Source organism: Variovorax sp. Varisp85, from assembly GCF_047304045.1.
In the GTDB taxonomy this organism is placed as follows: domain Bacteria; phylum Pseudomonadota; class Gammaproteobacteria; order Burkholderiales; family Burkholderiaceae_C; genus Variovorax.
The window spans coordinates 15,132-30,171 of sequence record NZ_JBGLYN010000027.1; the positions used below are offsets into that span (position 1 = coordinate 15,132).

At 67.8% G+C, this 15,040-nt stretch carries 11 protein-coding genes; 4 read left to right on the forward strand and 7 right to left on the reverse strand.

The window, feature by feature from the left end:
• Positions 1–96: 96 nt before the first annotated feature.
• Positions 97–3,825, forward strand: a complete 3,729-nt coding sequence (putA, locus tag ACCC97_RS12990) for a trifunctional transcriptional regulator/proline dehydrogenase/L-glutamate gamma-semialdehyde dehydrogenase (RefSeq protein WP_413333183.1) — start codon at positions 97–99, stop codon at positions 3,823–3,825.
• A 20-nt stretch (positions 3,826–3,845) separates the two neighbouring features.
• Here putA and ACCC97_RS12995 read toward each other — a convergent pair whose 3' ends face one another.
• The 5 genes from ACCC97_RS12995 to glmS form a co-directional block, all read right to left on the reverse strand.
• Entirely contained in the window at positions 3,846–4,238 is a 393-nt protein-coding gene (locus tag ACCC97_RS12995; RefSeq protein WP_007836531.1) for a carboxymuconolactone decarboxylase family protein, read from the reverse strand.
• Positions 4,239–4,358: 120 nt separating this feature from the next.
• Positions 4,359–6,557 carry a catalase/peroxidase HPI gene (katG, locus tag ACCC97_RS13000; protein ID WP_413333185.1) on the reverse strand — a complete coding sequence of 733 codons (2,199 nt, stop codon included), beginning with the start codon at positions 6,555–6,557 and terminating at the stop codon, positions 4,359–4,361.
• 148 nt (positions 6,558–6,705) lie between these two features.
• The gene (locus ACCC97_RS13005; protein ID WP_413315344.1) at positions 6,706–7,197 is read right to left on the reverse strand and encodes a hemerythrin domain-containing protein; all 492 of its coding nucleotides are present in this window, start codon (positions 7,195–7,197) and stop codon (positions 6,706–6,708) included.
• Positions 7,198–7,510: 313 nt separating this feature from the next.
• Positions 7,511–8,662: a serine hydrolase domain-containing protein gene (locus tag ACCC97_RS13010; protein WP_413333187.1), complete on the reverse strand. Its 1,152-nt coding sequence runs from the start codon at positions 8,660–8,662 to the stop codon at positions 7,511–7,513.
• A gap of 244 nt (positions 8,663–8,906) precedes the next feature.
• Positions 8,907–10,787, reverse strand: coding sequence for a glutamine--fructose-6-phosphate transaminase (isomerizing) (gene glmS / locus ACCC97_RS13015; protein WP_413333189.1), 1,881 nt, complete (start codon positions 10,785–10,787; stop codon positions 8,907–8,909).
• Between the two features lie 139 nt (positions 10,788–10,926).
• Between glmS and ACCC97_RS13020 the strand changes: the two genes are divergently transcribed.
• Entirely contained in the window at positions 10,927–11,418 is a 492-nt protein-coding gene (locus ACCC97_RS13020) for an Lrp/AsnC family transcriptional regulator (RefSeq protein WP_007831511.1), read from the forward strand.
• A gap of 12 nt (positions 11,419–11,430) precedes the next feature.
• Here the strand turns inward: ACCC97_RS13020 and glmU are convergent, their stop codons facing one another.
• Positions 11,431–12,858, reverse strand: a complete 1,428-nt coding sequence (gene glmU, locus ACCC97_RS13025) for a bifunctional UDP-N-acetylglucosamine diphosphorylase/glucosamine-1-phosphate N-acetyltransferase GlmU (protein WP_413333192.1) — start codon at positions 12,856–12,858, stop codon at positions 11,431–11,433.
• Between glmU and ACCC97_RS13030 the strand changes: the two genes are divergently transcribed.
• The gene (locus tag ACCC97_RS13030; protein WP_413333194.1) at positions 12,857–13,744 is read left to right on the forward strand and encodes a DUF6279 family lipoprotein; all 888 of its coding nucleotides are present in this window, start codon (positions 12,857–12,859) and stop codon (positions 13,742–13,744) included. The genes glmU and ACCC97_RS13030 overlap by 2 nt on opposite strands.
• 13 nt (positions 13,745–13,757) lie before the next feature.
• On the opposite strand, the gene ACCC97_RS13035 is transcribed toward ACCC97_RS13030, so the two are convergent.
• Positions 13,758–14,528, reverse strand: a complete 771-nt coding sequence (locus ACCC97_RS13035) for a Crp/Fnr family transcriptional regulator (protein ID WP_413333196.1) — start codon at positions 14,526–14,528, stop codon at positions 13,758–13,760.
• A gap of 91 nt (positions 14,529–14,619) precedes the next feature.
• On the opposite strand from ACCC97_RS13035, the gene ACCC97_RS13040 reads away from it, so the two are divergent.
• Positions 14,620–15,036: a BLUF domain-containing protein gene (locus ACCC97_RS13040; protein ID WP_007831506.1), complete on the forward strand. Its 417-nt coding sequence runs from the start codon at positions 14,620–14,622 to the stop codon at positions 15,034–15,036.
• Positions 15,037–15,040 lie beyond the last annotated feature (4 nt).

Consider the following 15,040-nt stretch of genomic DNA (forward strand, 5'->3'; position numbering starts at 1 on the left):
CTTACATAGCGTTTTACGCTATCGAAGCGCCGTTCTTTGAACACAAATTCGGCATCGGGACGCGGATCATCCAACAATCCCCAGCACAAGCCTCCCATGAGCCCCGACCCTCTGCCCTCTTCCTTCACGGCATTCGCCGACGGACTGCCGCCCGATCCCTCGCCGCTGCGCGCCCTCATCACAGCGGCCTGTCGCCGCCCCGAACCGCAGGCACTGCCACCGCTGCTCGCGCAGGCCCGGCTGCCCAAAGGCCAGGCAGAGGAAGCACAGGAACTCGCCCACCGCGTCGCGCAGCAATTGCGCGACCGCAAGAACGCAGGCGGCCGCGCCGGCCTCGTGCAGGGCCTGCTGCAGGAATACGCGCTGTCGTCGCAGGAAGGCGTGGCGCTGATGTGCCTGGCCGAGGCGCTGCTGCGCATTCCCGATGCCGAGACGCGCAACGCGCTGATCCGCGACAAGATCGCGCACGGCCAGTGGCAATCGCATGCGGGCCGCAGCCCTTCGGTGTTCGTCAACGCCGCGACCTGGGGCCTGCTGCTGACGGGCAAGCTCGTGGCCACGCACAGCGAAACCAGCCTGTCAGCCGTGCTCACGCGCCTGATCGGCAAGGGCGGCGAGCCGCTGATCCGCAAGGGCGTGGACATGGCGATGCGCATGATGGGCGAGCAGTTCGTCACCGGCGAAACCATCGCACAGGCGCTCGGCAATGCGCGCGAGCTGGAGGCCAAGGGCTTTCGCTATTCGTACGACATGCTCGGCGAAGCGGCGCTCACCATGGAAGACGCGAAGCGCTACCGCATGGCCTACGAAGAGGCGATCCACGCGATCGGCAAGGCCTCGAACCACCGCGGCGCGTATGAAGGGCCGGGCATCTCGATCAAGCTCTCTGCGCTGCACCCGCGCTACAGCCGCGCGCAGTACGCGCGTGTGATGGCCGAGCTGTATCCGGTGCTGCGCGAGCTCGCGCTGCTGGCGCAGCAGTACGACATCGGCCTGAACATCGACGCCGAGGAAGCCGACCGCCTCGAACTCTCGCTCGACCTGCTGGAGCGGCTGTGCTTCGAGCCGGCGCTCGCGGGCTGGAACGGGATCGGCTTCGTGATCCAGGCGTACCAGAAGCGCTGCCCGTTCGTGATCGACTTCGTGGTCGATCTCGCGCGCCGCAGCCGGCACCGGCTGATGGTGCGCCTGGTGAAAGGCGCCTACTGGGACAGCGAGATCAAGCGCGCGCAGATCGACGGGCTCGGCGGCTACCCGGTCTACACGCGCAAGGCCTACACCGACGTGTCGTACCTCGCCTGCGCGCGCAAGCTGCTCGATGCGCCCGATGCCGTCTACCCGCAGTTCGCGACCCACAACGCCCACACGCTGGCCGCGATCTACACGATGGCGGAGCCGTCGCGCTATCAGCCGGGGCAATACGAGTTCCAGTGCCTGCACGGCATGGGCGAGCCGCTGTACGAACAGGTGGTCGGCCCGCTCGGGCGGCCGTGCCGCATCTACGCGCCGGTGGGCACGCACGAGACGCTGCTGGCCTACCTGGTGCGCCGCCTGCTGGAGAACGGTGCCAACACCTCGTTCGTGAACCGCATCGCGGACCCGGCGATCCCGCTCGACGCGCTGGTGGAAGACCCGGTCGCCACGGTCGAGCGCATGGCTGCGCAGGAAGGCACGATGGGCCTGCCGCATCCGGCCATTGCGCTGCCCGCGGCGCTGTACGGCCAGCAGCGCGCCAACTCGCAAGGGCTCGACCTCGCAAACGACGACAGCCTTCGCGCACTGGGCCATGCGCTGGCCGGCAGCGCCCTTGAAAACTGGCACGCGGCGCCGATGCTCGCGCAAGCCGTGCCGCACGGCGAGGCGGCCGACGTCGCCAATCCCGCCGACCATCGCGACATCGTCGGACAGGTGCAGGAAGCCACGCTGGCCGACGTCGAATCGGCCATTGCCCAGGCCCATGGCATCGCTCCGGCATGGGCCGCCACGCCACCCGCCGAACGCGCCGCCCTGCTCGAACGCGCCGCCGGCAAGCTCGAGGAAGGCATGCCCCGGCTGCTCGGCCTGCTGGCGCGCGAGGCCGGAAAAACGTTCGCCAACGCCATCGCCGAAGTGCGCGAGGCTGTCGACTTCCTGCGCTACTACGCGGCGCAGGCGCGCAGCGACTTCTCGAACGACACCCACCGCGCGCTCGGCCCGATGGTCTGCATCAGCCCGTGGAACTTTCCACTGGCGATCTTCACCGGCCAGGTGGCGGCCGCGCTCGCGGCGGGCAATCCGGTGCTGGCCAAGCCAGCCGAGCAGACACCGCTCGTCGCGGCCGAGGCGGTGCGCGTGCTGTGGGAGGCCGGCGTGCCGCGCGCCGCGGTGCAGCTGCTGCCCGGCCGGGGCGAAACCGTCGGCGCCGCGCTGGTGGCGGACGCGCGCGTGCAGGGCGTGATGTTCACCGGCTCGACGGAGGTGGCGCGCATCCTGCAGAAGACGCTCTCGCAGCGGCTGGGCGCGCATGGCGCACCCGTGCCGCTCATCGCGGAGACCGGCGGGCAGAACGCGATGATCGTCGACTCGTCGGCGCTCGTGGAGCAGGTGGTCGCGGACGTGATGGCCTCGGCCTTCGACAGCGCCGGACAACGCTGCTCCGCGCTGCGCGTGCTGTGCGTGCAGGAGGAAGCTGCCGACCGGCTCGTCGAGATGCTCAAGGGCGCGATGGCCGAGGCCTCCATCGGCAACCCCGCGCGGCTGGCCGTCGACGTCGGCCCGGTGATCGACGCCGAGGCGCGCGACGGCATCGAGCGCCACATCGCGGCCATGCGCTCGAAGGGCCGCAAGGTCTTCCGCCAGGCCCGCGAATACGCGCACGACACGCGCAACGGCACCTACGTGGTGCCCACGCTGATCGAGCTCGACAGCATCGCGGAGCTACAGCGCGAGGTGTTCGGACCGGTGCTGCACCTCGTGCGCTACCGCCGCCGCGACCTGGGTGCGCTGGTCGGGCAGATCAACGGCACGGGCTACGGGCTGACGCTGGGCGTGCACACGCGCATCGACGAAACCATCGCGCAGATCGTGGAGAACGCCAAGGCGGGCAACGTCTATGTGAACCGCAACATCGTCGGCGCGGTGGTGGGCGTGCAGCCGTTCGGCGGCGAGGGCCTGTCGGGCACCGGGCCGAAGGCCGGCGGGCCGCTGTACATGCTGCGCATGCTGTCGGCGCGGCCCGACGATGCGATGGCGCGCGCGGTGGCGGATGCCGCTTCGGCGCCGCAGGCCGGACTGTCGGCGCTGTCGCGCTGGGCGCAAGCCACCGGCCGCCCCGCGCTGGCGGCGCAATGCGCGCGCTTTGCCGCGCAGTCGCGCTCGGGCAGTTCGCGCACGCTGGCCGGCCCGACCGGCGAGCGCAACGTCTACACGCTGGCGCCGCGCGAAGCGGTGCTGTGCCTGGTCGACCCGGGTGCGGATGCAGAAGCGGACCGGCTGGCGCAGCTGGCCGCCGTGCTGTCGGTCGGCAGCACCGCGATCTGGCCCGCCGACGCCGCCGCGCAGGGCCTTCGCGCTTCGCTGCCGGCCGAAGTGCAGCAGTGCGTGGCCATCGCGAACGACTGGGCGTCCGACACCGTGGTGTTCGACGCCGCGCTACGCCACGGCAGCGCGCAAGGCCTGCCGGGCGTGATGCAGCGCATCGCGGCGCGCCCGGGCCCGATCGTCGGCGTACGCGCCTTCGCGCCCGGCGACGCGGACATACCGCTCGAAAGCCTCGTGGTGGAGCGCGCACTCAGCATCAACACGGCTGCGGCCGGAGGCAACGCGAGCCTGATGACGATCGGCTGAACGCGCGCCGCCGACACCCGCTATTTGTCGAAGGCCGGATCGACGGGCACGCGGTAGCCGTTCACCAGCCGGTTGGTCTCGTTGGCCATGCCGACCACGGCCATCAGCTCGGCGAACATCGCGGGCGTCATGCCGGCCTTCTCGGCACCGGCGTGATGGCTCGCGATGCAATAGCCGCAGCTGTTGGTGACGCTCACGGCGAGATAGACCATCTCCTTCACGACCGGGTCGAGCGCGCCGGGCGCCATCACTTCCTTGAGGCTGCTCCAGGTGCGCCTGAGCGTGGCCGGGTCGTTGGCGAGGTACTTCCAGAAATTGTTGACGTCCGGCACGTTGCGCGTGGTCCTGATGTCGTCGAAGACCGCTCTGACTTCCTCGGAAGCGGCGGCGTATTCGATGGGCTGGGGTTTCATGCAAGGCTCCTGGTGTCGAAGGCTGTTGTCCTTGAATACGCCCGAGCCTGGTTCGGGACTCTCCGGAACCAGGCTCGGGCTGTATTGCTGCTCGGCGCGGCCGCGACCGGCCGCCCGCAATCACCGCAGGTCGAAGCGATCGAGGTTCATCACCTTGGTCCAGGCGGCCACGAAGTCCCGCACGAAGACCTGTTGCGAATCGCCGGCCGCATAGACTTCCGCGACCGCGCGCAGCTGCGAGTTGGAACCGAACACGAGGTCGGCCACCGTGCCCGTCCACTTGAGCGCGCCCGTCTTGCGGTCGCGTCCCTCCAGCACGCCGTCGGTCGTCGCGGACTTCTTCCACCCGGTGTTCATGTCGAGCAGGTTCACGAAGAAGTCATTGCTCAGAGTCTCCGGGCGCTTGGTGAAGACACCGTTGCCGGACTGGCCGACGTTCGCATTCAGCACGCGAAGGCCGCCGACCAGCACCGTCATCTCGGGCGCGGTGAGGGTCAGCAGCTGCGCCTTGTCGAGCAGCAGCCCCGCGGCGGACGCCCCGTCGATCCCCTTGCGGAGATAGTTGCGAAAACCGTCGGCCTGCGGCTCCAGCGGAGCGAAGGAGACAGCGTCGGTCTGCGCCTGCGAAGCGTCCATGCGTCCCGGCGAGAAGGGCACCGTCACGTCCTGCCCGGCCTTCTTCGCCGCGGCCTCGACCGCCGCATTGCCGGCCAGCACGATCAGGTCGGCGAGCGAGACCTTCTTGCCGCCGGACTGCGCGCCGTTGAACTCCTTCTGGATGCCTTCCAGCACCGACAGCACCTTCGACAGCTGGGCCGGCTGGTTCGCCTCCCAGTCTTTCTGCGGCGCGAGGCGGATGCGCGCACCGTTGGCGCCGCCGCGCTTGTCGCTGCCGCGGAAGGTCGAGGCCGAGGCCCAGGCCGTGCCCACGAGTTGCGATACGGTGAGGCCCGAGGCGAGGACCTTGGCCTTCAGCGCCGCGACGTCCTTGTCGTCGACCAGCGGATGGTCCACGGCGGGAATCGGGTCCTGCCAGATCAGCTCTTCCTTCGGCACCAGCGCGCCGAGGTAGCGGGCACGCGGCCCCATGTCGCGGTGCGTCAGCTTGAACCAGGCGCGGGCGAACGCATCAGCGAATTCCTGCGGGTTGGCCATGTAGCGGCGCGAGATCTTCTCGTAGGCCGGATCGACGCGCATGGCCATGTCGGCGGTGGTCATCATCGGGGCGTGGCGCCTGGCCGGGTCATGCGCATCGGGCACGGTGTCCGCGCCGGTGCTGCCCTTGGGCTTCCACTGGTGCGCGCCCGCGGGGCTCTTGGTGAGTTCCCATTCGTAGCCGAACAGCGTCTCGAAGTAGCTGTTGTCCCACTTGGTGGGCGTGGGGGTCCAGGCACCTTCGATACCGCTGGTGGTGGTGTGGACGCCGATACCGCTTTCGAAGCTGTTCTTCCAGCCCAGGCCCAGTTCCTCGATGTCGGCGCCTTCAGGCTCCGCGCCGACCTTGGCCGGGTCGCCCGCGCCATGGGCCTTGCCGAAGGTGTGGCCGCCTGCGGTCAGCGCCACGGTCTCCTCGTCGTTCATGGCCATGCGGGCGAAGGTCTCGCGGATGTCGCGCGCCGAGCCGAGCGGGTCGGGGTTGCCGTTCGGTCCTTCGGGGTTCACGTAGATCAGGCCCATCTGCACGGCGGCCAGCGGATTGGCGAGCTCGCGGTCGCCGCTGTAGCGCTCGTCGGCCAGCCACTTGCCTTCCGGTCCCCAGTAGATGTCCTCTTCGGGCTCCCAGATGTCCGGGCGGCCGCCGGCGAAACCGAAGGTCTTGAAGCCCATCGACTCCAGTGCGACGTTGCCGGTGAGGATCATCAGGTCGGCCCAGGAAATCTTGCGGCCGTATTTCTGCTTGATCGGCCACAGCAGCCGGCGCGCCTTGTCGAGGTTGCCGTTGTCGGGCCAGCTGTTGAGGGGGGCGAAGCGCTGCGCGCCGTTGCCCGCGCCGCCGCGGCCATCGGAGGTGCGGTAGGTGCCCGCGGAGTGCCAGGCCATGCGGATGAACAGCGGGCCGTAGTGGCCGTAGTCGGCGGGCCACCAATCCTGCGAATCGGTCATCAGGGCTTGGAGGTCCTTGATCACCGCGTCGAGGTCGAGGCTTTTGAACTCCTCGGCATAGTCGAACGCCTCGCCCATGGGATTGGACTTGGCGGTGTGCTGGTGCAGCAGCTTCAGGTTCAGCTGGTTGGGCCACCAGCCTGCATTTGCCGAAGCACCCGTCATGGAGTGCGTGCGCGCATGGCCCGGGAAGGGGCACTTCGTTTCATCGGACAAGGGGTTCTCCTTTGGTTGTCGATCACTCGCGATCGGAGCCAGTCTAGGTTTGGACTGCCCCTTCAACAACCAGATTGAGCATATTGATCTCATAGCGCATTGCTATGAGATCGCCTTCGGTCTTGCGGAGAACCCCCTGCGCGCGAACTCAGGCCATGGCGCCGAGTTCCTCCATCAGCTCTTCCTTGCGCGCGGCCAGTTGCCCGCGCATGGCGACCAGGTCCAGGCCGCGGGCGGCGCGCGCCTTCACGAAGATCTCGTTGCGCTCTTCCTTCACATGATGGTCGATGTATTCGCCAAGGACGATGACCTTGGCATCGAACTTTTCGTCGATCTCCGTGGCTTCCTGGATCTGCGCGATCAGGTCCTTGGCGCTTGCATGCTCCACCTCGGCTTCGTCGAGCAGGTCCGTCTCCTTGATGGCCGCGCGCACCGCGGGGTAGAAGATCTCTTCCTCTATCTGTGCATGGACGGTGAGTTCCGTGCAGATGTGGTTGGCGAGTTCGCGCTTCTTGCTCTCCGCAGAAGCCGCGCGCGAGTGAGCGAGTTCCTCATACTCCTTGAACAGCTTCTTGACGTTGCGATGGTCGGTGTCCAGGAGGCTGCAGGCGTCGGGCTCCGCGCGTCGGGAAGTAGGCATCATGGGCTCCAGTTGAGTTGTGGGGAGCCCGAAAGATGAAGCGGCGATGCCGGCAAATTCGTAGGAAAACTCCGTGTCCGCATAGCGGCGCCGATCACCCGCTGCAACAAATCGATATCGCCCGGGCAAAGTTCGCTGCGAAGCTTCTAGTCTGGTTCGTACGGGCTGGACATTCACAAAAAGGAGGCGCAGCAAGCGGAACGGAGCGCGCGATGACTGCCCGCTGCCGATGCCGATGCCGATGCCGATGCCGATGCCGATGCCGATGCCGATGCCGAAGGTAGCTGCCTGCTGGTTGACTCGCAGGCCGATGCTAGAGGCAGACATCGAACGTCTCGCAAAGCAGGTTGTCGAGCCCTTCGCGCAGCAGATGGAAACGGAACAGCTTGTGCGGTCCCGGCAGGATCTTGTTGCTCAGCGGCTCGGCCAGCCGCAGGCCGCCATCGCTGTTGGTGAACATGATGAAGCCGTCTCCAGTTCGCGGCGATGCGATCACGAAGGCTCGGTAGCCGGGGTTGTTGCCCCAGTGCCAGATGAGGGTGTCGGCCTTGTCTTGTTCGAGGCCCCAGCCCAGTCCCCAGCTCAGATTCAGCTTCGGGTTCACCGGCACTGGGGACTCGACGATCTGTCGCAGCGAGCGTTCATCGTTGAGCAGCGCCGCGAGGAAGAGGCCGTAGTCGTGCGCGCTGGTGTAGAGCGTGAACGCGGACACTGGCGTGAGGAAAGGCCGCAGCTTCATCGGTGCGCCATCCTTGCCCACGCGTGGGACGATGTATTTCTCCAGGCGCGGCTTGCTCGAGTATCCGCTGCGGGTCATGCCGAGCGGCTGGAACACCTGGCGCTCCATGAAGTCGTCGAGCTTCTCGTTCGTGACCGCCTCGACGGCGCGCTGCAGCAGCACGTAGCCTTCGCCCGAGTATTGCCACCGCTCGCCGGGCTTGCGATCGAAGCCCAGAGGTCCGCCAGCCCAGTTGGGCAGACCGGAAGTATGGTTCAGCGCCATGCGCACCGTGACCGCCTGCAGGCGCGCATCGGACACCAGATCGGCTTGCGAATCAGCGAGATGCGGTCGAAAGCGGTGCCAATACCCGTTCGGCAGGTACTTCGCCACCGGCGCGTCGAGGTCCATCTTTCCTTGCTGCACCAGCATCAGCACTGCGTACGCAAACACGGGCTTGCTGAGCGAAGCGGCCTCGAAGACGCTATCGGGCGTCGTTGGCGAGTCGGTCGTGCATCCCGGCGCCGCATCGACGGCCTGGAGCTGGCGATTCCTGACCACCGCGATGGCGACGCTGCAGATGCCGTAGCGGGTGGCCATCTGCCGCAGCGTGTCGTGCGGCGGCGAGGGATCAGGCTCGGTGCGGCTGGCGGCGCAACCGATGCACAGCGCCGCGATCGCGCTCCACAGCACGGCGAGTGGCGCGGCTCTCGAGCGGCGGAAGGGGCCGGAAACGTATCTGGGCATGGGCTTCAGTTAATTCGGTCGCGTGCTCTCGCTGGTGATCGATCCGGGTACCCCATACCGCCAACGCTTGCCCCCGCCGATGGGTTGCCTCAGACATCAACGCACTGTCCCGGACATTAATGGCAAAGAACCTGCCGCGGGCAAAAGCGCCCTTGAACTCAGTTTGAGTTGTGAGTGCGACAGACTCTATTGTTCTTGACTGACTTTATTGTGATTGGGCAAAGCACCTGGCGTTCGCCCGCACTCACTCCACCGTCACGCTCTTCGCCAGGTTGCGCGGCTTGTCCACGTCCGTCCCCCGCGCACACGCCGTGTGATACGCCAGCAGCTGCAGCGGCACGACGTGCAGGATCGGCGAGAGCGCGCCGTAGTGCTCCGGCATGCGGATCACGTGCAGCCCTTCGCTGCTCGTGATCTTCGTGTCGCCGTCGGCCAGCACGTAGAGCACGCCGCCGCGCGCGCGCACTTCCTGCAGGTTGCTCTTGAGCTTCTCGAGCAGCGCATCGTTCGGTGCGACGGCCACCACGGGCATCTCGCTCGTCACCAGCGCGAGCGGGCCGTGCTTGAGCTCGCCGGCGGCGTAGGCCTCGGCGTGGATGTACGTCACTTCCTTGAGCTTGAGCGCGCCTTCGAGCGCGATCGGGTAGTGCAGCCCGCGGCCCAGGAACAGCGCGTTGTCCTTGCGCGCGAAGTCCTCGGCCCAGCCGATGATCTGCGGCTCCAGCGCCAGCACCGACTGCAGCGCGACAGGCAGGTGGCGCATCTCCTTCAGGTAGCGCGCCTCGTCGGCTTCGCTCAGCCGGCCCTTCGCCTGCGCGATGGCCAGCGTGAGCAGGAACAGGCCCGCGAGCTGCGTGGTGAAGGCCTTGGTCGACGCCACGCCGATCTCCACGCCCGCCCGCGTGATGTACGCCAGCTTGCACTCGCGCACCATCGCGCTGGTGGCCACGTTGCAGATGGTCAGCGTCTGCTCCATGCCCAATGAGCGCGCATGCTTCAACGCGGCCAGCGTGTCGGCGGTTTCGCCCGATTGGCTGATGGTGACGACCAGCGTCTTCGGATCGGGCACGGAGTCGCGGTAGCGGTATTCACTCGCGATCTCGACCTGCGTGGAAATCTTCGCGATGCCTTCGAGCCAGTACTTGGCGGCGCAGCCGCTGTAGTAGCTGGTGCCGCAGGCGAGGATGAGGATCTTGTCGATGTCCTGGAACACGCGGTGGGCGCTGGCGCCCGTGGCGCCATCCTGGCCGACGCCGTCGAACAGCTCGGGCACGATGCCTTCCACGCCTTCGAGCGTGTCGCCGATGGCACGCGGCTGCTCGAAGATTTCCTTCTGCATGTAGTGGCGGTAGGGGCCGAGCTCGGCCGCGCCGCTGTGGGCCTGCACGGTGCGCACGACGCGCGTCACGGGCTTGTGGTTCCTGTCGACGATCCAGTACTTGCCGGGCTGCACGTCGACCACATCGCCTTCTTCGAGGTAGATGATCTGGTCGGTCACGCCGGCCAAGGCCATCGCGTCGCTGGCGAGGAAGTTCTCTGCGCCGTCCTTGCCCGCACCGAGGATCAGCGGCGAACCCGCGCGTGCGCCGACCACGCGCTGCGGTTCGTCGCGGCAGATCACGGCGATGGCATAAGCGCCGTGCAGCTGCAGCACGGCGGCCTTCACGGCTTCGAACAGGTCGCCGTCGTAGAGGCTGTCGACGAGGTGAGCGATGACCTCGGTGTCGGTCTGGCTCTCGAACACGTAGCCCCTGGCTTCGAGCGTGGCGCGCAGGGCTTCGTGATTTTCGATGATGCCGTTGTGCACGAGCGCGATGCGGCCTGGGCGCGCGGCCGGCGCATCGGCACCGGGGCCATGGCTGAAATGCGGGTGGGCGTTGTGCACCGCCGGCGCACCGTGCGTGGCCCAGCGCGTGTGGGCGATGCCGGTGAGGCCTTCGACCTTGTCGTCGCGCACCTGCGCCACGAGGTCGGCCACGCGCGAGGTGGTGCGCGCGCGCGTCAGGCCACCAGCGTGCACCGCCACGCCGCACGAGTCATAGCCGCGGTATTCGAGCCGCTGAAGGCCCTGGACCAGGACCGGAACGATGTTGCGATGGGACGCTGCCCCGACGATGCCGCACATGGTGAGCTGCCTTTTGAATGGAGAGGAGCCTGAATGGTAGGCACGCCAGAAAGAAATATGTCTTCTTAATACCGATAGTTTTGACTTTTTATTTCATGCTATTACATGTATGGATTTTTATTCCATAATTTCACCGAATATGGAATCAATATCGCTAGATTCAATAGACCTGCGCCTGCTCGACGCCCTTCAGCGCGACGCCTCGCAGACCAACCAGCGCCTGGCCGCCGATGCCGGCATCTCGCCGCCCACCTGCCTGCGCCGGGTGCAGCGGTTGCACGAGCAAGGGCTCATCGAACGCCAGGTCGCGCTGCTGTCGCCCGACCGGCTCGCCGCGGCGCTGGGCCACGGCCTGCAGGCGGTGATCGAGATTTCGCTCGACCGGCAGGACGCCGCGTCGCTCGACGCCTTCGAGGCCCGCGTGATCGCAGACGACGCGGTGCAGCAGTGCTGGCGCGTGTCGCCGGGGCCGGACTTCGTGCTGGTGGTGGCCGCGCGCGACATGCCGGACTACGGCGCGCTCACGCAGCGCCTGTTCACGGCCGATGCGAACGTGCGCAACGTCAAGGCCTTCTTCAGCCTCAAGCGCGCCAAGTTCGAGCCCCAGGTGCCGCTGGCACCCCGGGCATGAGGAAGAAGGCGATCAGGCCTTCGGTTTTTTTTGCGGGCGCTTCCAGTTCGGGAAACTGACCTGCTTGCCGCGCGCCACGGTCAGCGCGCCCGGCTCGGTCGACTTGTTGATGGTCGACCCACCGCCGATGGTGCCGCCCGCGCCGATGGTGACCGGCGCCACCAGCACGCAGTTGCTGCCCACGTGCACGTCGTCGCCGATCACGGTGCGGTGCTTGTTGGCGCCGTCATAGTTGGCGGTGATGCTGCCCGCGCCGTAGTTGACGCGCTCGCCCACGGTGGCGTCGCCCAGGTACGCCAGGTGGTTGGCCTTGGCGCCGGGGGCCAGCGTCGAGTTCTTGACCTCGACGAAGTTGCCGATGTGGACCTCTGCGCCCAGTTGCGCGCCGGGACGCAGCCGCGCGAAGGGGCCGACGAGTGCGCCCGCACCCACCGTCACGCCAGCCTTCTCGCCGTCGACGTGGGTGAACGGGTGGATCACTGCACCGGCCTCGATGCGCGCATTGGCAATCACGCAATTGGCACCGATGCGCACGCCCTCGCCCAGCGACACCATGCCTTCGAAGATGCAGTTGACGTCGATCTCCACGTCGCCCGCGCATTCGAGCGTGCCGCGCAGGTCGAAGCGCGCCGGGTCGGCCAGGCGCACGCCCTGCTCCATCAGCGCGTTGGCCTGGCGCAGCTGCCAGGCACGTTCGAGCGCCGCGAGCTGGGCGGGGCTGTTGATGCCGGCCACCTGAAGGGCGTCGGCGGTGACGTGCGCGACCACGGGCACGCCGTCGTCGGCGGCGAACTTCACCACGTCGGTCAGGTAGTACTCGCCCTGCGCGTTCCTGTTGTCCAGCCGCGCGAGCCAGCCCTTGAGCAGGCGCGCGGGCACTGCCATCACGCCGCTGTAGATCTCGCGCACGGCACGCTGCGCTTCGCTTGCGTCCTTGTGCTCGACGATGGCAATGACCTCGCCACCGCCCGCCGCGCGGATGACGCGGCCGTAGCCGCTCGGGTCGTCGAATTCGATGGTCAACAGCGCGAGCCGCTGCCCCCCGCTGGCCGCGATGAGCGCACGCAGCGTGTCCTCGCCGATCAGCGGCACGTCGCCCGACAGCACGACCACCGTGCCGTCGTCCGGCAGCAGCGGCGCGGCCTGCTGCACCGCGTGGCCGGTGCCGAGCTGCGGCTCCTGGCGCGCGAAGCGCAGCGTGGCACCAGGGATGCCGCTGTCCAGCGAAGCCTCGACTTCGGCCGCGCCGTGCCCGGTGACAACCACCACGCTGCGCGCACCGATGCGCGCGGCGGTGCCCGCCACATGCGCCAGCAGGGCGCGGCCACCCAACCGATGCAACACTTTGGGCAGCCTGCTTTTCATGCGCGTGCCCTTGCCGGCGGCCATGATGACGATGTCGACCGGCCCCTGGTTGTCTTGTTGCGGAGTTTGATTCATGCGTTTTTCTTCCCGATTTCGTTGCGCTGCAGTGGCGCGGATTATCGGCGTGCTGCTTGCCGCCGCCGCCCTGGGCGCCTGCAGCGCGATCAAGCTGGCCTACAACAACCTGCCCACGGTGAGCTACTGGCGGCTCGACGCCTACCTGGACTTCAACGGTGCGCAGACACCGAAGGTGCGCGACGAACTCGAGCAGTTGCTGGCCTGGCACCGGCAGAACGAGCTGCCGCGCATCGCCTCGCTGCTGCAGGAGGCGCAGGCGCTGGCGCCGGGCGAGGTGACGCCGGCACAGGTCTGCGCCATGACCGACCGCATCCGCGAGCGCCTGCTGGCCGTGACCGAGCGCGCCGAGCCCGCTGGTACCGAACTGGCGCTCAGCCTGAGCGAGTCCCAGCTGCAGCAGCTGGAACGCAAGTACGCGAAGATCAACGCCGAATACCGCAAGGGCTGGCTCGAGCGCACCCCGGCGCAGGTGCAGGAAAAGCGCTACGACCGGGCCCTCGACCGGGCCGAGGATTTCTATGGCCGGCTCACCGACGAGCAGCGCGACCTGCTCAAGCAGCAGGCGGCGCAGTCGGTGTTCGACCCGCGGCTGACGGATGCCGAGCGCCGCAGGCGCCAGCAGGACGCACTGGCGGTGCTGCGCGGCTTCGTCGCCGGCAAGCCATCGCCCGCCGAGGCGCGCGCCGCGCTGCACGACTACATCCAGCGCATCGCTGAGCCGCCGCCCGGACCCTGGCGCGACCAGCAGCAGGCGCTGCTGCAGGAAGGCTGCCGCAACACGGCGGCGCTGCACAACAGCACCACCGCCAGCCAGCGCGCGCAGGCGGTGCGCCGGCTGCAGGCCTACCAGGAAGACCTGCGCCAGCTGGCGGCCACGCGCTGAAGGGCCTGCCTCCTCAGATCAGGGGCGTGGGACGCATCGGGCGCTCGAAGTAGTCGCCCAGCTTTTCCAGCGCATGCGGCTCCATGATGCGCAGCCAGCCGGCGTCGATCTTGTAGAACCCCAGGCGCTGCAGCCGCCGCAGCGTCTTGTTGGTGTGCACCAGCGAGAGCCCGAGCGCGTCGGCGATGTGCTGCTGGTTGAACGGAAACTCGACCCAGCCGTCGCGCACCATGCCCACGCGTTCCGCGCGGCGGTACAGGTGCATCAGCAGCATGGCCACGCGCTCGGCGGCGTTGCGCCGCCCCGAGGTGACGAGGCTGTCGTCGACCATCTTTTCTTCGCCCGCCACCAGCCAGGTGATGTCGTAGCCGAGCTTGGGCTGGGCATGGAACAGCTCCCAGAGCCGCTCGCGCGAGAACGCGCACAGCGTGACGTCGGTCACCGCCTCCACGCCGTGCGTGTGGCCGTCGGCGAACTCGTCCTGCAGACCGAGGAAGTCGCCGGGCAGCAGGAAGCTCAGTATCTGCCGCCGGCCGTCGCTCAAGGTCTTGTAGCGAAAGGCCCAGCCCGAATAGAGGGTGAAGAGCTGCGGGCTGCGCCGGTGCTCGTCGATGATCGAGCTGCCGGCTTCCACCCGCCGGGAGCCGACGCGAAACGCCTGGATGGTCGCGAGTTCTTCGCCCGAGACCGGCAGGAACGCATCGAGGCGGCGCAATGCGCATTGGTCGCACGGATTCATGCCCTGGGGAGGCGACGCGGCAACGGGGTAGTCCTCGAATTTCACGCTTCACTATAGGCCGTTCGCCTGTGTCTTTTGACATTTCGCGGCGTCCCCGGCTTTCCTACACTGCGCACGTCCTCCCCTCACCAGACGCATGACAGACGAACAACCGCAGAAACTCCCGCTCCACGAGGTCCTTTACTGCAGCACGCTGGCCCAGGACCAGTCCCCGGCCACCGTGGGGTCGATCACTTCCCAGGCACGCGCGCGCAACGCGGAGCGCGGCATCACGGGGCTGCTGGTGTTCGACGGCCTGCGTTTCTGCCAGCACCTGGAAGGCCCGCGCGAGGCCGTCGACATGCTGATGCGGCAGATCGAGAAGGATCCGCGCCATGTCGACGTCAGGGTGCTCTACGAGGCCCCCCTGGAGGCCCGCCGCTACAGCGGCTTCGGCATGGGGCTGGCCGAATGCGAGGGCCTCGACCTGATGGCCGGCGTGCACGTGCTGGACGGCGAGGCGGCCCTTCGGCACTTCCTGGACCTGCGGCCCAGCTTCGACATCAACTGCTGAATGG